The organism is Hymenobacter psoromatis, assembly GCA_001596155.1.
GTDB lineage: Bacteria > Bacteroidota > Bacteroidia > Cytophagales > Hymenobacteraceae > Hymenobacter.
Genome location: CP014771.1, coordinates 587,946 through 605,050, shown reverse-complemented (window position 1 = coordinate 605,050; position 17,105 = coordinate 587,946). Strand labels below are relative to the sequence as shown.

The window sequence follows — 17,105 nt, the reverse complement described above, 5'->3', positions numbered from 1 at the left end:
CTGCTTACTCCAGTGTCGGAATGTAGGTGATGCGCTGCACCCAGCTCAGGTGGCGCAAGTAGGCCAGGGTCAGCTCTTTAATGGCACTATCTATTTCAATAAACTGCCGGGCGGCATCGCGCTTACCCTTGCGCGACACGAACATAGTGGCAATGTTGCAGTCGTCGTGGGCGATAACGGAGGCGATGAACGCAATGGAGCCCGGCACATCCTGGGCATCCACGATGAGCGTGTGCAGCGACCCCGAAAAGTCGCAGCTAAAGCCATCGACCTCCACAATGCGGATAACGCCACCGCCCCGGCTCTGGCCAATGACCTCCACGCGGTGGCCGTCGGGGCCGGTCAGATTCAGCTTAATCGTGTTTGGATGCAGCGTCGAAGCATTGCCCACGCTCTGAAAGGTGTATGCCAGCCCCGCCTCGGCCGCGTGGTCGAAGGCCGTGCGAATGCGCACATCGTCGGGGGCGTAGCCGAGCAGCCCGGCCACGATGGCGCGGTCCGAGCCGTGGCCCTCGTAGGTGCGGGCAAACGAGTTGTAAAAGGTAATAACGGCCTCGGTGGGCACCGCGCCCAGCATGCGGATGGCGGCCCGCGCAATGCGCACTACCCCGGCGGTGTGCGACGAGCTGGGGCCAATCATCACCGGGCCAATCATATCAAAAATGCTGGATTTTTCGGCCACGGGCGGGGAGTGGTGAAAGGTGGATTAGTGAGTTAGTGTTGTTGCGAGCACAAGGACAGATATAGCCCCCAAAAGTAGCGCCTGGCCGCCGTTGGCCCGCGCCCGGCCGGTCCTGCCGATATTTGCCCCGTTCACCACCTCCCGCCGATGGCCCCCTCGCCTACCCCCCCCGCCGCGCCCGAAGCCGAATTTTCGCCCGCCGTGCTGGCCCAGCTGCGTCGTTTGCAAGCCCGCTACGCGGCCGACAACCAGGACCTGGCCGCCTACCTCGAAGGCCTGTATCACGCTGATTACGTGAACTATTGGGACTATATCGAACTGGATACGCTGCTGAGCCTGCAACGGCCGCTCACCAAATTTCCGGACGAGAAGATATTTATCATCTACCACCAGATTACGGAGCTGTATTTCAAGCTCTGCCTGCATGAGTATGAGCAGTTGGGCAACTTGCAGGAGCCCACGCTGGGCGAAGTGGTGCTGCGCCTGGGCCGCGTGAACCGCTATTTTGAGAATCTCATCGACTCGTTCGACGTGATGGTGGACGGGATGGACAAGGAGCAGTTTCTGCAATTTCGAATGAGCCTGATGCCCGCCTCGGGCTTCCAGAGCGTGCAGTACCGCTTCATTGAACTTGCCAGCACGGCCCTCGAAAACCTGGTGCCCGCCGAGAAGCGCCGCCTGCTCGGCGACGCCCCTACCCACGAAGAATTCATGGGCTGCATCTACTGGCAGGCCGGTGCCACGGTGGAAGAAACCGGCGCTAAAGCCCTGACTCTCGTGGAGTTTGAGCGCAAGTATACCGGCCAGCTCGTGGCCCACGCCCGCCACTTTGAGCACCGCAACGTCTGGGCCGTGGTGCAGCGCCTGCCCGAGGACCAGCGCCGCCACCCGCGCCTGCTGCGCGCCCTCAAGCAGCTCGACGTGAACGTGAACGTCAATTGGCCGCTGATGCACTATAAGTCGGCGGTGCGCTACCTCCAGCGCGACCCCACCGACGTGCCCGCCACCGGCGGCACCAACTGGCGCAACTACCTGCCACCCAAGTTCCAGCGCCGCATCTTCTACCCGCAGCTGTGGAGCGCCCAGGAGCTGGAAGAATGGGGGAAGGGCTGGGTAGAAAAGGTGCTGGAGGAGATGGGGTAATGCCTATAATTACAGTAAGTACCCGTTGCTAGTTAGTTTGCTATAAAAGAACGTCATGCTGAGCTTGTCGAAGCATCTCTACCACGAGAGTAATCTCAACGTTTAGAGTTAGTTACGCAGTAGAGATGCTTCGACAAGCTCAGCATGACCGTCTGATTTAACATAAAGTATTTACCAACGGGTACTTATGAACGAGAAGCCCTTACTTATTCTTGACCTCGACGAAACATTGATTCATGCAACAGCGAATCGAATTAGGGAGGACTTTGATTTTCAGATTTACCAGTATTTTATTTATCAACGCCCAGGTTTAGTTACCTTTCTTACGCAATGCGATAAGCATTTCGACTTAGCGGTCTGGTCGTCGGCCAGCGATGACTATGTGCAAGCAGTTGTGAGGCAGGTATTTCCTACCCACCTCAAATTAGCTTTTGTGTGGGGGCGTTCCCGTTGCACGCGGTTTCGCCTCTCCGAAGTAGATGAGCAAGGGTTTCTTAGTTTGGACTACGCTGGCAAATACGAGTTTGCCAAGCGGCTCAGGAAGGTAACGCGCCGCAGGTTTGACTTAAAGAAGATGCTTATAGTGGATGACACACCAGAAAAAGTCAGCCAACACTATGGCAACGCCATTTACATTAAGCCACTCTTGGGCGAACGCGATGACCAAGAGCTGTTTTACCTCGCTACTTATTTGCTGTCTTTACGAGCAGTTAAAAACGTCCGAACTATCGAAAAAAGATATTGGCGGGATGAAGTAGTATAAACCGCTTTTACAGCAAATTTCAGGTCCGTGTACACGAGGTAGAGACGCAATAGTTAGAGTCTCATCGGGTGCTCTACCTCACACTAGTCGCGCAATAAAGCAGTCTAAGCAAAGTAGATACGCAAAATTTTGCGTATCTACTTTGCCCAACGAACCCCTAAATAAGCTCTATTTGCCGACCTGCTGTTACCGACACCTGAAAAAGCAGTTTACGTCTTACTTTTTAGTGCTCTTTTCCTCGATTGCTTCCACGCCTTTGGCCACAAGGCGGCCTTGCGATACGGCCATCCAGTTGCAGAGCTGAAAGAGCAGGCGCGCGCCCACGATAGCATTCCACTCCGTATCGCCGGGAGCTACCTCGTTGAGGTCCAGGCCAATAATCGTGCGACCTGACCGCACTATCATGCGTAGCAGGTAGGTGGCCTCGTCAAATTCCAGGCCGCCGGGCACGGGCGTGCCGGTGCCGGGGCATAGCTTGGGGTCCAGGCCGTCGATGTCGAAGCTAATGTACACTTTCTGAGGCAGTTGGGCAATTATTTTACCGCATACCTTCTTCCAGGATTTCTTAGCGAATTTCTCCTCGCTCATGAAGCGCTGGCCAAACAAGGCCACCCTACCCACCGAATGTTCGATGAGGTCAGCCTCCTGCTGGCACATGTCGCGAATGCCTACCTGCACCAGCTTTTTCACTGCCGGCAGTTGCAAAGCATTATACATAATGCTGGCGTGCGAGTATTGAAAACCCTCGTAGGCCGGGCGCAGGTCGCAGTGCGCGTCAATCTGCAGGATGCCGAAGCCGTCGGGGTGGCGCTCGGCCAGCGCGTGCAGGAAACCCAGCGGGGTGCTGTGGTCGCCGCCGAGCACGGCTACGGCCTTGCCCGCGTCGAGCAGAGCGCCGGTTTTGTTCTTCAGCCACTGAATCAGCTTGTCGCCCTCGGCCGTGAGGCGGGCCGGTACGGCGCCGTGGGTGCTCGCCCCCTCCTGGGGCTGCCCGGCTTCGAGCCAGCCGATGTAATCAGCGGCAATGGGGCGGAGTTCGCGGCTGGTTTGGGCAATAGCCTCGTCTTCCTCTTCCATCGCCAGGCCCAGCTTCCAGGCTTCGGGCAGGTCGGGGTCGTAGAGGTCCACTTGCAGCGACGCCGCGCGGATGGCTTCGGGGCCCTGCGCCGTTCCGGCGCGGTAGCTAACGGTTACTTCCCACGGCACGGGCACGACTACTACCTGGGCCTCTTCCGAAGTGAAGGGCAGGCCAAACAGGCCGCCGGCGGCATCGCCGAGCGCGTTGGGGTCAAAGTTGGCAATCTTTTGCGCGAGAGTTGATTCAGACACGGTAAAAAAGAACACCAAGCGCCTTGCGCTTGGTGGCGTGAAAAATTAAAAAATGTGCTGATAGTCAGCTATTTGGGCAGTAATTAGCACCAAATGCAAATCTAACTACTGAGCTGCCGACTGGGTTTTGCCTAAAAAATCGTATGTTCGAATTATTTCCAGAATCTTCTCGAAAGTCGCCCGGTCAAAAAACAGCATGAGGGGCAATTCGACCGAGTTGTCTTTATCCGAAAACTGCGTAATGACGGAGAAAATAAGGGGCTGCAAAGCTTCGGGTTCCGGCATCAGGCTTTGCAACGCGGTGGCCAGGTCGCCGGTGGGGGCCATTGGGGGAGCGCCGTAAATATTGGCCTTCAGGATGTTAGCCAGCTGCGTTACCAAGGCACCCGTAATGATATTGCTTATCTCTAACAGCAGCGACTCCTGTAATTCGTTGAGCTGCAAAGTGTCCGTCACCTGCATGCGCAGGCAAACGCGGGAGAGGCGCTGAATGTGCTGCCCCGAAAAGAACATAAACGTCGAGCCGTTGAAATCTCCCCGAATGTCGCTCTGAATGGCTACGTAGCGCGTTTGGTATTCGCGCACCCGCTCAATGATACTGGTGCTAGGCAGCAAGTCCAAGTTAGGTACTTCCAGCATTACCCGCTCCTGGGCAATGACAGCGAAGCTGTCAGCCGCCCGCGCCAAGCCGATATTCAGAATTTCGCGAATAATATCGCGTTCTAACTCATTCATTGATAAAGTCATAACAGCTTAGTACGTAGCAGCGGCGGCCAAGGCCGGCAAGGTAATACGAAAAAAGACAGTGCGTGGCTAACGTCAGGGTCGTTTGGCCAGAAATAGCCGGGTTAAGGCGGGCACGTCCAGCACCAGGCAAAGCTGGCCGCTGCCCAGCAGGGTTACGCCCCCAAAAAGGTCAATGGTGTCGAGGGGCTTGCTCAATGATTTGACCACGATATTCTGCTGCCGCAGGAAACGGTCGATAACTATCCCCAGGCGCCGGTTGCCGTAGCTAACTACCAGCACCTGCAGCCGGCTGCCATCGGTGGGCAGTTCGGCGCGTGTGGCACGGGGTAGCAGCTCGTCGCCCTCGGCGTAGAGCAGCTGCCGCAGGTTCACCAGCGGCACGTTTTCATCCTGCACGCGCGTCATCAGCAAGCCCCCAACCGCGAATATTTCATCGTTGGCCAGGGCCAGCACCGTGTCGGTGTGCAGCAGCGGCACGGCGTAGGCGCGGGCGTCCAGCTCAATCAGCAAGGCACCCTTCACGGCAATAGAGGTGGGTAGGACCAGCGTGAAGGTGGTGCCTTTGCCCAGCTCCGATGCCACGCGCAGGCGGCCGCCCAGCGAGTCGATGGCCAGCTTCACTACATCGAGGCCCACGCCCCGGCCCGAGATTTCGGTTATTTGCTCCGCCATCGAAAAGCCCGGCTCAAACAGCAGCGCCCACACGCCCTCCTCGTCAAGCAGGGCGGCGGCTTCGGCCGTTACTACCCCCTTCCGAAGGGCTTTTTTACGCACGGCGTCGGTGTCGATGCCCCGGCCGTCGTCCTGCACCTGTAGCAACACGTCGTCGCGCTCCGTGAGGGCTGTGATGCGCAGCTGTCCCATTTCGGGCTTGCCGGCGGCCCTGCGGTCGGCGGGGCCTTCGAGGCCGTGGCTGACGGCGTTGCGCACAATATGCAGCAGGGCATCGGTGATGAGCTGCAACACGTTGCGGTCAATCTGCACATCCTGCCCCAGCAGCGTGAGCTCGACCTGCTTCTCTTCGGACGCGGCCACGTCGCGCACCACCCGCGGAAATTTATTGAGTAGCACCCCGGCCCCAACCAGGCGCACATCCATCACGGAATACTGCAAATCGTCGGAAATGCGGAACAGGTGCTGGGCGGTGGCGCGGAGCGCCGGGCTGTTCAGCTCGTCCGCCAGCGTCAGAATCCGGTCCCGGTCAATAACCAGCTCGCCGACCAGGTTGAGAAGGTTATCGAGTTTTTTGACCGGAATATAAACCAGGTCCGACAGCTCCAGCTTGCGGGCGGCATCGGTTTCCGCTTCTTCCTCGGTGGGTTTAGTCTGGGCTTCAAGGGGCTCTTGGCCCTGAATCAGGCGCTCCAGGTTTTCAATCAGCGGCTTGTCATCAACTGCTTCCTGCCCCGCGCCCACGGCCCGAATCATGTTGCCCAGAATATCGACGGCCCGGAAGGTGAGCGTTACGAGCGTACCCGTGAAAGCGCGTTCCTGCCCCCGAATCTGCCCAAACAGGGTTTCCATCTTGTGGGCAACTTCGCCCATATCGACGAAGCCCATCGCGCGGGCGTTGGCCTTGAGGTTGTGCATGAGCCGGAACAGCTCATTGAGCGCCGCCACATCCTGCGGGTTGCGCTCCAACTCGCTGAGGTGCCGCGACATAGCGTCGTAGTACTCCAGCGCTTCGGCCATGAACAACTCCCGGTATTCCTGCTCGCGTGATTTCATAGCCAACTGGTTGTTAAGCGGCTACAGAAATTCCCTACCCCCCCTACCGAGTTCAAGCTGGCCACAAGCGGCCACTTGAGGCTACTGCGCGCGCCGGGCCACGTGTCAGCAAGCAGAAAAGCGGGTAGAGGAAAGAACAAAACTACTGATACTTTAAATAGGATAAGCGGGTAATGGGCTACCCGCCCAACTATACGCAAGGGGTATTAGGCGAGGGAGCTATCGCCTTGCAGGGCATTGCCCACAATCTCCAGCACGCGCTCTTCGGAGAAGGGCTTTACGATATAAGCCAACGCGCCATTTTCAATAGCCTCATTCACAATGGTTTCCTGGCCCACGGCCGAGCACATTACTACTTTGGCATCGGGTTGCTGCTGGCGAATGCCCTTAAGCACGTCCAAGCCAGTGTTGTCGGGCAGGATAACGTCGAGGGTGATGAGGTCGGGAGTCGTAGCCACGGCCATTTCCAGGGCCTGCTGGCCGTTGGCGGCCTCACCCACTACGTCGTAGCCCGCGTCGGTGAGCATATTCTTGAGCATCGTCCGCATATAGAACGAGTCATCGACGATGAGAATGCGCTTATTCATGTACAATCAGAATCTTGAAGTGAGAAGGAAACGAAGCCGGCAATGTGTGCCGGCTGGGCACTCTACGGCGTTTCGGGGGCCGAGGGTGCATCGGGGGGGGTAGCAGCTTTTTTGGCGGGTTTAGCCGGGGCCTCGGCCGGGCCGCCGGGCAGGCGCATTATCTCGCTGGGGGTAAGGAGCTTGGGCATATCCAGCACGATAATCACGTGCTGGCTGCCGGGGAGCTTGGCGATGCCTTCCAGGTATTTTTCACGCTGGCCGCTGTCCTGCACGAATTCCGGGGCCGGCTCGATGAGGCTCACTGGAATCGTGACCGGGCGCGGCACCTCGCGCACCATCAGGCCCAGCGTATAATCGGGCGCCTCCACGGCCAGCGTGTAGGAAAAGTCGGGCACCGGCCGGCCGACCGGCCGCAGCTGAAACCGCTCTTCCAGGTCCACGATGGCAATAATATCGCCGCGCAGGTTGGCAATGCCTTTAATGAAGGGCGGCGTTTTAGGCATCCGCACCACTTCGGGCGTAATCGTTACCTCCTTTACCTGCTCGATACGAATACCGTAGTCTTCATCGCCCAGGCGAAAAACGATAAGCTGGACGACTGCTTCGGGAGCAGCCGGAGCTGCCCGGCCGGCAATGGTCGCCGGGCGGGCAGCAGCAGAATCAGCCATGAGAAAAAGTTAAAATCAGAAAAACCTGCCTGCCCTACTCCGAGGGGTAGGCACGGCTGGTGGGGTACACGAGAACTTATTTGCCCGCCCGCTTGGCTTTGGCACGGGAGCGCGCCGGAGGGGCGGTTGATTCTTTCGCTGAAATAGGGGGGATAGGCGCTCCATCGCGCGCCGGGCGGGCAATGGCTTTGCTGGTGGGCGTCGCCGCGGTGGCCGGGCGGTGGGTCCGACTCACGCGGCCATTGCTGGCGGGCGCTTCCACTGCTGGCGGGGGGGTAGGGGCCGGCGCGCGCCGGCTGCTGACCCGCCGGCTGGCGGCGGCCACCGGGACCGGCGTAACGGCCACCGGGGCCGGCGCGGCCAGCATGGGCCGGCGCACCCGGCGGCGGGCGGGCTCCGGTTCGGGCTCCGGTTCGGGCAAATAGTCGAAGAGCTGGAAGGTTTCGAGGCCATCCTGCAGGTCGTCGGCAATGTCGGAGAGGCGCTGCGAAGAGCTGGTAAGCTCCTGCATGGAGGAGGAGAGCTGGCGGGCCGTGCCAGCCACCTGCTGGGTGCCAGTGGCGGTTTGCTCCGCGATGGCTACTACTTCCTCCACGTACTTCACCACGTCGCCAATCGAGGTTTGCTGCACGGCCGTGGCCGTGAGAATGTCGCGCGAGGTGCGCAGCGTTTCGCCGCTGCTGGTGGCAATGTTCTTAAAGGCCGCGCTGGCCTCGAAGGTGGCGTTCTTGCCCTTGAGCACCCTGCTTTCCATCGCGCTGATGGCACTGGCGGCGCTGGTCGTGTCCTTCTTCACGTCTTCCACGAGGGTAGCAATCTCGTTGGCCGACTTGCGCGAACCTTCGGCCAGCTTGCGAATTTCTTCGGCTACTACCGCAAAGCCCCGACCCGCCTCGCCGGCGCGGGCTGCTTCGATGGCGGCGTTGAGGGCCAGCAGGTTGGTCTGCGAGGCAATGTCGGTGATGACGCCCAGCGACTTGCTGATTTCCTGCGAGCGCGTGCTCAACACTTCGATGGTGCGCGAGGTCTGGGTGGCGGCGCTGGAAATCTCTTCCATGTTCTTCACCACTTCGGCCACCGTTTTGAGGCCCTGCTGCGAAGTTTGCTCGCCCATGATGGCCGACTTGTTCACCACGTCGGCCTTGTTGGCCGTTTCCTTAGTGGCCGTCATGATTTCCTCGATGAGCTTAAAGGCCTGGTCCGTTTTGAGGGCCTGGTTCTGCGCGCCTTCGGCCATTTGCTGCATGGCCAGGGCCACATCGACCGTTACGCGGCTCATTTCCTGCCCCTTATCTACCATCTCTTCCGACGACGTGCCCACTACCTGCGCCGAGTCGTTGATTTCGCCGAGCAGCGCGTTGAGCGTTTCCACGGCCTGGTTGAGCGAGCTGGACATGGAGAGGATGTCGCCGGTGGTCTGAATTTCCACCATCTGCGTCAAGTCGCCTTCCGAGATGGCGCGCACCACGCGGCTCACTTCGAGCACCGGCAGGGCGATGCTCTCAATCAGCGCGTTGAGGGTGTCCACCAGCTCTTTCCACGAGCCCGACACGCCGCCCACCGTGGCGCGCTCCGTGAGCTTGCCTTCGGCCCCGGCCACCCGCGCCACGCGGCTTACTTCGGAGGCCAGGCGGTTAAGGTCGTCCACCATCCGGTTGATGGTCTGGGCCAGGTCGGCGACTTCGCCGGCGGCTTCCAGCATCAGCTTCTGGGTCAGGTCGCCCTGGCTCACGGCCGTTACGATTTTGACGATGCCCCGCACCTGGGTGGTGAGGTTGGTGGCCATCGTATTCACGTTGTCCGTCAGGTCTTTCCACACGCCGCTCACGTTCGGCACGTTGGCCTGACCGCCGAGCTGGCCTTCGGTGCCAACTTCCACGGCCACGCGGGTTACCTCGCCGGCGAAGATGTTGAGCGAGTCCACCATCTGGTTGATGTTGTCCTTGAGGTCAAGCAGCTCGCCGCGCACGTCAACCGATACCTTCTGGCTGAGGTCGCCGCGCGCCACGGCGGTGGTCACGTTGGCAATGTCGCGCACCTGGCTGGTGAGCGAGGCGGCCATCGTGTTCACGTTGTCGGTCAGGTCTTTCCAGGTGCCTTTCACGCCCGGTACCACGGCTTGGCCGCCCAGCTTGCCGTCGGTGCCCACCTCGCGGGCCACGCGGGTCACTTCGTCGCCAAACACGTTCAGCGAGTCCACCATCTGGTTGAGGTTTTCTTTGAGCTGGAGCAGCTCGCCGCGCACGTTCACCGTGATTTTCTGCGAGAGGTCGCCGCGCGATACGGCCGTAGCTACGTTGGCAATGTCCCGCACCTGGCTCGTCAGGTTCGAGGCCATCGTGTTCACGTTGTCCGTCAGGTCTTTCCAGGTGCCCGACACGCGCGGCACGTTGGCCTGGCCGCCCAGGATGCCTTCCGTGCCCACCTCGCGGGCCACGCGGGTTACCTCGCCGGCAAAAATGTTGAGCGAGTCCACCATCTGGTTCAAGATGTTTTTCAGGTCGAGAATCTCGCCTTGCACATCCACCGTCATTTTCTGGCTGAGGTCGCCGCGCGCCACGGCCGTCGCCACGTTGGCGATGTCGCGCACCTGGCTGGTGAGCGAGGCGGCCATCGTGTTCACGTTGTCGGTCAGGTCTTTCCAGATGCCGCCTACCCGCGGTACCACGGCTTGGCCACCCAGTTTGCCTTCGGTGCCCACCTCGCGGGCCACGCGGGTTACCTCGTCGCCGAAGATGTTGAGCGAGTCCACCATCTGGTTCAGGATATTCTTCAGCTCCAGAATTTCGCCCTTCACGTTTACCGTCATCTTCTGCGAGAGGTCGCCGCGGGCCACGGCCGTGGCCACGTTGGCAATGTCGCGTACCTGACTGGTCAGGTTGGCGGCCATATTGTTTACGTTGTCGGTCAGGTCTTTCCAGGTGCCCGACACGCCCGGCACGCTGGCCTGGCCGCCGAGCTTACCTTCGGTTCCCACGTCGAGGGCCACGCGGGTTACCTCGCCAGCAAACAGGTTGAGCGAGTCCACCATCTGGTTGAGGTTCTGCTTGAGCTGCAGCAGCTCACCTTTCAGCTCCACCGTCACCTTCTGGCTGAGGTCGCCGCGCGCCACGGCCGTCGCCACGTTGGCGATGTCGCGCACCTGCGAAGTCAGGTTCAGGGCCATCGTGTTCACGTTGTCCGTCAGTTCTTTCCACACGCCGCCCACGTTGGGCACCACGGCCTGGCCGCCCAGCCGACCCTCAGTGCCCACCTCCTGCGCCACGCGGCTTACTTCGCCAGCGAAGACATTGAGGTTGTCAATAGTGCGGTTGATGGTTTCGGCCATCACCTTGAAATCGCCCGACACCGGAATCTGAAAGCTCTCGTCCAGGTTGCCCCGGCTGATATTTTTCAGTACCTTACCCACCTCCAGCACCGGCACGGCAATGCTGTCCACCAGGCCGTTGATATTGTTAATCATGTCGCGCCAGAAGCCGGCCGCCCCTTCGGCCGAGGCGCGGGCCTTGAGGTTGCCCTCGACGCCGGCCACCTTCGAAATGCGCGATACCTCGCCGCCTACCCCCCCAATCATCTCCACCATCGAGTTATAGGCCTCGGCGATTTCGGAGAAGATGTCGTCGTTTTGTTTGGTCAGGCGCACCGACACGTCGCCTTTTTTGAAGGCATCGAGGGCGAAAAGCACCCGGTTGAGCTGCTCATTCACGTAGTCGGTATCGGTCAGGTCCGCGTTGCGGCCGGCGCCGCGCTTGCGGGTTTGGTCGGTGCGGCCCTCGGAAACCACCGTCTCGTCGGTCGCGGTTTCGCCGTTGAGGAGAAGGTCGGAGGAAATTGTTTTTTTGGCGACAGCCATGAGCGAAGGAGCAGTGAAGGTGGGGCGAACGCGGGCTCGCGGGGGACAGTCAACAAAAGTAGGGCCGCGGGGCAATCCGGCAATGCAAACCTTTTCGAAGGTAGCTTGCCGGTCACAGTCGGTCCCGACCGTGCATCTTTGTCCCCGTTTTCAACTTTTCGGGCGGGTCCCGCGTTCTCAGCATCCTGACAAAACTCCTACCCCGCCCCTATCACCGTCTGCATGGTCAAGAATCTAGTTATCGTCGAGTCGCCCGCCAAGGCCAAAACTATTGAAGGCTACCTCGGCCCCGATTTTGTGGTGCGCTCCAGCTACGGGCACGTCCGCGACCTGCCAAAGGACAATAATGCCGTGGACGTGGCCAACGGTTTCAAGCCTACCTACGTGGTCGATGCCGACAAGCGCGAGCTGATTTCACAGCTCAAAAAGCTGTCGAAAGAAGCCGAAACCGTGTGGCTGGCGAGTGACGATGACCGCGAGGGCGAGGCTATTTCGTGGCACCTGGCCGAAACGCTTAACCTCAAGGCTGACAAGACGAAGCGCATCGTGTTTCGCGAGATTACCAAGACCGCGATTCTGGCCGCCATCCAGAATCCGCGCGAAATAAACCTCAACCTGGTGAATGCCCAGCAGGCCCGCCGCGTGCTCGACCGCCTGGTGGGCTTCGAGTTGAGCCCGGTGCTGTGGCGCAAGGTGAAAGCCGGCCTTTCGGCGGGCCGCGTGCAGAGCGTGGCCGTGCGCCTGGTGGTGGACCGCGAGCGCGAAATCAACAAGCACACCGCCAGCAGCGCCTACCGCATCGTGGCCCGCTTCAACGTGGGCGAGGGCACCACGCTGGAAGCCGAGTTGCCTACCCGCTACAAAACCCGCGAAGAGGCGGAGGCTTTTTTGGCGCGCTGCATTGGGGCGACATACAGTATTAATAGCCTGGACAAAAAACCCGGCAAGCGCAGCCCCGCGCCGCCCTTCACTACCTCCACCTTGCAGCAGGAAGCCTCGCGCAAGCTGGGTTTCTCAGTGGCCCAGACCATGACGGTGGCCCAGAAGCTGTACGAGGCCGGCCGCATCAGCTACATGCGGACCGACTCGCTGAACCTGAGCGAGGATGCCCGCACGGGTGCCCGCGAAGCCATTGAGGCCGCTTACGGGGCCGAATACGCGCTGGAGCGCCACTTCAAAACCAAGTCGGCCTCGGCCCAGGAGGCGCACGAAGCCATTCGGCCCACTGATTTCAAGCAGGTGAAAGCCGGGGCCGATGCCTCGGAGCAGCGCCTCTACGACCTGATTCGCAAGCGGGCGATGGGTTCGCAGATGGCCGACGCGCTCATTGAGCGCACCACGGCCGTTATTGGCATCAGCACGCAGCCGGGCACCACGTTTTCGGCGACGGGGGAGGTCATTACATTTGAGGGCTTTTTGAAAGCCTACGCTGAAAGTAAGGATGACGAGGACCAGCCGGCCGACGGCGAAAGTTCGTTTTCGCGCGGCCTACCCCCCCTTAGCGTGGGCCAAAACCTGCCGCTGCAAACCCTGACCGCTACCGAGCGCTTTTCTACCCCGCCCGCCCGCTACACCGAGGCTTCGCTGGTGAAAAAGCTGGAGGAAATGGGCATCGGCCGCCCGAGCACCTACGCGCCAACCATCAGCGTGGTGCAGAAGCGCGGCTACGTGGAGAAAGACTCGCGCGAGGGCAAGGAGCGCAAGATTTACGCCTTGTCGCTGGTGGGCAACGAGGTAAAAACCGAGCAGCGCCCCGAAACCTACGGCGCGGATAAAGCCAAGCTTTTCCCGACCGATACGGCGCTGGTAGTCACCGACTTCCTGGTTGAGCACTTTCCGGCCATCGTGGATTTTCAGTTCACGGCCAAGGTGGAGGACGAGTTTGACCAGATTGCCAACGGCCGCGAAGAGTGGGGCAACATGCTGGCCGGCTTCTACGAGCCGTTCCACGCCAGCGTGGAGCGCGGGCAGGACATTGAGCGCAGGACGCTCAGCAGCACCCGTGAGATTGGCCTGCACCCCGAAACGGGCGAAAAAATAACCGCTCGCCTCGGCAAATACGGCCCCTACGTGGCGCTGGGCGACACTGAAGGCGAAACCAAGCCCGCCTACGCCAACCTGCGCAAGGGCATGTTTATCGAAACCATCACGCTCGAAGAGGCGCTGGATTTGTTTAAGCTGCCGCGCGTGGTAGGCGAGTTTGAGGACAAGCCGATGGCTGCCGCTCTCGGCCGCTTCGGCCCCTATATCCGCCACGACAGCAAGTTTTACTCGCTCACCAAGGAGCAGGACCCATACACCATCACGGGCGACGAAGCCGTGGTGCTCATTGAAGCCAAGCGTAAATCCGACGCCGAGCGCCTTATCAGAGATTTTCCCGAAAACCCGGATATTCAGGTGCTGAACGGCCGCTTCGGCCCCTACATCGTGGCCGGCAAGAAGAACGTGAAGATTCCGAAGGGCGAGGAGCCCACCGAGCTCACGCTGGAGCGCTGCGTGGAGCTAGCCGCCGCTACCCCCGACAAGCCCGCCAAAGGCGGCCGCTTCGGCAAGAAAGCCGTCGCCGAGAAGCCCGCCAAAGAAGCCGACGCGCCCGCTAAAAAGGCGGCTAAAGCCCCGGCCGCCAAGAAAAAGGCTCCGGCTAAGAAGCCGGCGACCACCGCCAAGAAGGCCGCGCCTAAGAAAGCGACCGCCAGCAAGTAACCGCAGCACTTGGTGCTACCGCAGAAATCCCGCCCGCGACGGCGGGATTTTTTTGGGTATATCGGCCAGCCCTGCCTTGGCGTTAGGCAGCCGATATATCTTCGTTCTATGCACATCAATTTTCTGGTAATCAGCAGCTTGGGCTCATTGGTTTTGCTGGCCCCTACCCCCCCTGGCCCGGCGTATCCGTGGCTGGCGACGCAGCCGGCGCTGGCGCAGTGCCTGGCCCAACGCATGCCGCCGCCGGCGGGCAGCCAGCGCGTGGCCGTAGTGGCGGGCTCGTGGGGCGAGTGGCTGCGCGGGCTACCCCTGCGGCCGGCCGGCACGCCAGCGCGGCTATATAACGGGCAACTCAAAGATAATTAGGGAGTAGTAGCCGCCGTGGTGGATATCGACGTCGGCACCAAGGACTTGCAGCAGTGCGCCGACGCGGTGATGCGGCTGCGGGCCGAGTATTTATTCAGCGTAAATCCAAATAAGATTCACTTTCACCTGACGACCGGCTACGACGCCTGGTTTTCAGATTTTGTGGCCGGGCGCACGTTTCGGGTAAAGGGTGAGAGCGTACTACCCGCCGCCAAGCCGGCCGAGGCCCCGACCCACGCGGCGCTGGGGCGCTACCTGCTGCCGGTATTCGGCTACGCGGGCACGCTGTCGCTGAGCCGCGAGGTGCAGCCCGTGCCGCTGGGCCAGGTGCGGCCCGGCGACGTGCTGGTGCATGGCGGCAGCCCCGGCCACGCCGTGCTGGTAGCCGACGTGGCCACCAATGCGCGCACCGGCCAGCGCTATATACTGCTGGCTCAGAGCTACATGCCGGCCCAAAGCATTCATTTGCTGCGCAACGTGGACCAGCCGGCGCTGGGCGCGTGGTTTGCCGTGCCGGGGCCTGGGGCCGCCGAGTTTGCCACGCCGGAATGGACGTTTGCCAGCACGGAGCTGGGGCGCTTCGATTAGCCGCGCGTCAGGTCCCTACCCCCCGAAATCGCCTGAACCTTCTCAGCCGAAAGCTCGGAGAAATGCTGGATTACGCGGTCAGCGAGGCGCAGGTCCTGGCCGGCCGAATGCGGGCTGGCGTAGCCCACGCAGTAGATGCCGGCTGCTTTGGCGGCGGCCACGCCGTTGGCCGAGTCTTCGATGACGATGCACTCGGTCACGGGCGTTTCGGCCAGCGCGGCGGCGTGCAGGAAGATGGCCGGGTTGGGTTTGGATTGCGCAAAGTCTTCGCCGCTAACGATGTGCGAAAAATAAGGTCCCAGCCCGAAGCGGTCGAATACCCGCTTGATGGTAGCCTTGGAGGCCGACGAAGCCACCACCAGCTGCACGCCGTGGCGCTGCAAATCTTCGATGAGCGCGCGGGCGCCGGGCAGCAGGTCGAGGCCGGCGTCTTCGTCAAAGGCCTGGTTGAATAGCTCACGCTTGCGCAGCAGCAGCGCGGCTACTTCCTGCGGCAAGCCGTGCTCCTGCTTGAGCCGCTGGAAGACATTGCGCGTGGAAGAGCCTAGAAATGAGGCATATTCGGTATCGGAAACCAGAATGCCGAGCTCGGCAAAATGCGTGACGAAGGCTTGGTGGTGAATGGGCTCGGTGTCGATAATAACACCATCCATGTCAAAAATTACGGTACGAATCATGCGGCCGACGGCGGGGTAATGAGTTCGGGCAAAGGTACCGGGCCAGCAGCCAGAGTTGAGTAGGCAGCGTAATTTGCACCTTCAAGAGAGAATTAAAGATTAAAACTGATAAATTAAAATTTGGGGGCTTATGCATGACAATCAACCTCGCATAAGCTTCCAATTTTTAATTTATCAGTTTTAATCTTTAATTGCTATTTCACCCTGAATGAATCTATTTTCCTACGCCACCCTGGCCGGCTACGAGTGGCAGCACCCGCGCCTGCTGCTGCTGCTGGCGCTGGTGCCGCTGCTGCCGCTGCTGCGCTGGCTGCTGGCGCGGCGGCGGCGGCAGGTGGTGGTGGCCTTCGGGCCGGGCGGCCTGCGGCCCGACTGGCGCGCCGGCCTGCGCTTCCTGCCTACCCTCGTGCTGAGCCTGAGCCTGGCGCTGCTGGTGGTGGCGGCGGCGCGCCCCCAGCGCCCCAGCGAACACCTGACCCAGACCGGCCGGGGCATTGATATCGTGCTGGCGATTGACGTGTCGGGCAGCATGGAGATTGAGGACCTGAAGCCGACGCGCCTGGAGGCAGCCAAGCGCCTGGCTGGCCGGTTTGTGGGGGGTAGGGCCGGCGACCGCCTGGGGCTGATAGCCTTTGCCGGGCAGGCTTATTCTCTGGTGCCCCTAACAACTGATTACGACCTGCTGCTCAGCAACCTGCGCAGCCTGCGGCCCGGCCTCATCGCCGACGAGGGCACAGCCATTGGCACGGCGCTAGGCGTGGCCATCAACCGCCTGCGCGATTCGCGGGCCAAGTCCAGGGTGTGCGTGCTGCTCTCGGATGGCGAAAGCAACGCGGGCAGCCTCGACCCGCTGCTGGCCGCCCAGCTAGCCCACGCCTACGGTATCCGGCTCTATACCATTGGGTTGGGTGAGGATGGCTTCGTGCCCTACGGCCGCGACTCGCTCACCGGCAAGCCCCGCTACGTGCAAACCCGCCTCGACGAAACCACCATGCGCCAGCTGGCGCAGGCGGCTAACGGTCGCTTCTTCCGAGCCACCGACAACGCCGCGCTCAAGCAGGTTTTCGGGGAAATCAACCGGCTTGAAAAGTCGGATATTCGTACCCAGCGCTATCGCAGCGTGCAGGATTTTTACCGGCCCTACCTGGGCTGGGGCCTGGCGCTATGGCTGCTGTGGCTGGCCCTCAAAGGCACATTTATGAGTAATGTGCTGGAAGATTAGCCGGGTTAGCTGTTGTGATAAGCCACGCATTTTATTCATCCCTACCCCC

At 60.8% G+C, this 17,105-nt stretch carries 12 protein-coding genes and 2 pseudogenes; 6 read left to right on the top strand and 8 right to left on the bottom strand.

The window, feature by feature from the left end:
• Positions 1-4: 4 nt before the first annotated feature.
• Positions 5-655: a serine dehydratase gene (locus tag A0257_02695; GenBank protein AMR29600.1), complete on the bottom strand. Its 651-nt coding sequence runs from the start codon at positions 653-655 to the stop codon at positions 5-7.
• Positions 656-829: 174 nt separating this feature from the next.
• Here A0257_02695 and A0257_02690 point away from each other — a divergent pair, with 174 nt between their 5' ends.
• Together A0257_02690 and A0257_02685 are read left to right on the top strand one after the other, a co-directional pair.
• The gene (locus tag A0257_02690; protein ID AMR26106.1) at positions 830-1,825 is read left to right on the top strand and encodes a tryptophan 2,3-dioxygenase; all 996 of its coding nucleotides are present in this window, start codon (positions 830-832) and stop codon (positions 1,823-1,825) included.
• Positions 1,826-2,012: 187 nt separating this feature from the next.
• Positions 2,013-2,588 (top strand): phosphoprotein phosphatase, encoded by a 576-nt coding sequence (locus tag A0257_02685; protein ID AMR26105.1) that lies wholly within the window; start codon positions 2,013-2,015, stop codon positions 2,586-2,588.
• Positions 2,589-2,804: 216 nt separating this feature from the next.
• Here A0257_02685 and A0257_02680 read toward each other — a convergent pair whose 3' ends face one another.
• The 6 genes and pseudogenes from A0257_02680 to A0257_02655 all read right to left on the bottom strand — a co-directional run bounded on the left by A0257_02680 (position 2,805) and on the right by A0257_02655 (position 11,500).
• Entirely contained in the window at positions 2,805-3,917 is a 1,113-nt protein-coding gene (locus A0257_02680) for an agmatinase (GenBank protein AMR29599.1), read from the bottom strand.
• A gap of 105 nt (positions 3,918-4,022) precedes the next feature.
• Positions 4,023-4,652: a hypothetical protein gene (locus A0257_02675; GenBank protein AMR26104.1), complete on the bottom strand. Its 630-nt coding sequence runs from the start codon at positions 4,650-4,652 to the stop codon at positions 4,023-4,025.
• Between the two features lie 84 nt (positions 4,653-4,736).
• The gene (locus A0257_02670) at positions 4,737-6,392 is read right to left on the bottom strand and encodes a chemotaxis protein CheA (GenBank protein ID AMR26103.1); all 1,656 of its coding nucleotides are present in this window, start codon (positions 6,390-6,392) and stop codon (positions 4,737-4,739) included.
• 206 nt (positions 6,393-6,598) lie between these two features.
• Entirely contained in the window at positions 6,599-6,979 is a 381-nt protein-coding gene (locus tag A0257_02665; GenBank protein AMR26102.1) for a histidine kinase, read from the bottom strand.
• Positions 6,980-7,128: 149 nt separating this feature from the next.
• Positions 7,129-7,647, bottom strand: a pseudogene (locus A0257_02660) (hypothetical protein).
• A gap of 262 nt (positions 7,648-7,909) precedes the next feature.
• Positions 7,910-11,500: pseudogene (locus A0257_02655) on the bottom strand (Two-component hybrid sensor and regulator).
• 222 nt (positions 11,501-11,722) lie between these two features.
• Here A0257_02655 and A0257_02650 point away from each other — a divergent pair.
• From A0257_02650 to A0257_02640, 3 genes are all read left to right on the top strand, one after another.
• Positions 11,723-14,203 carry a DNA topoisomerase I gene (locus tag A0257_02650; GenBank protein AMR26101.1) on the top strand — a complete coding sequence of 827 codons (2,481 nt, stop codon included), beginning with the start codon at positions 11,723-11,725 and terminating at the stop codon, positions 14,201-14,203.
• Between the two features lie 108 nt (positions 14,204-14,311).
• Positions 14,312-14,569: a hypothetical protein gene (locus A0257_02645; GenBank protein AMR26100.1), complete on the top strand. Its 258-nt coding sequence runs from the start codon at positions 14,312-14,314 to the stop codon at positions 14,567-14,569.
• A 15-nt stretch (positions 14,570-14,584) separates the two neighbouring features.
• The gene (locus A0257_02640) at positions 14,585-15,157 is read left to right on the top strand and encodes a hypothetical protein (protein ID AMR26099.1); all 573 of its coding nucleotides are present in this window, start codon (positions 14,585-14,587) and stop codon (positions 15,155-15,157) included.
• Here the strand turns inward: A0257_02640 and A0257_02635 are convergent.
• Positions 15,154-15,834 (bottom strand): ABC transporter ATP-binding protein, encoded by a 681-nt coding sequence (locus tag A0257_02635; GenBank protein AMR26098.1) that lies wholly within the window; start codon positions 15,832-15,834, stop codon positions 15,154-15,156. The two genes, A0257_02640 and A0257_02635, sit on opposite strands and share 4 nt — an antisense overlap.
• Before the next feature lie 340 nt (positions 15,835-16,174).
• Between A0257_02635 and A0257_02630 the strand changes: the two genes are divergently transcribed.
• Positions 16,175-17,056 (top strand): hypothetical protein, encoded by an 882-nt coding sequence (locus A0257_02630; protein ID AMR29598.1) that lies wholly within the window; start codon positions 16,175-16,177, stop codon positions 17,054-17,056.
• The last annotated feature ends 49 nt before the right edge of the window (positions 17,057-17,105 follow it).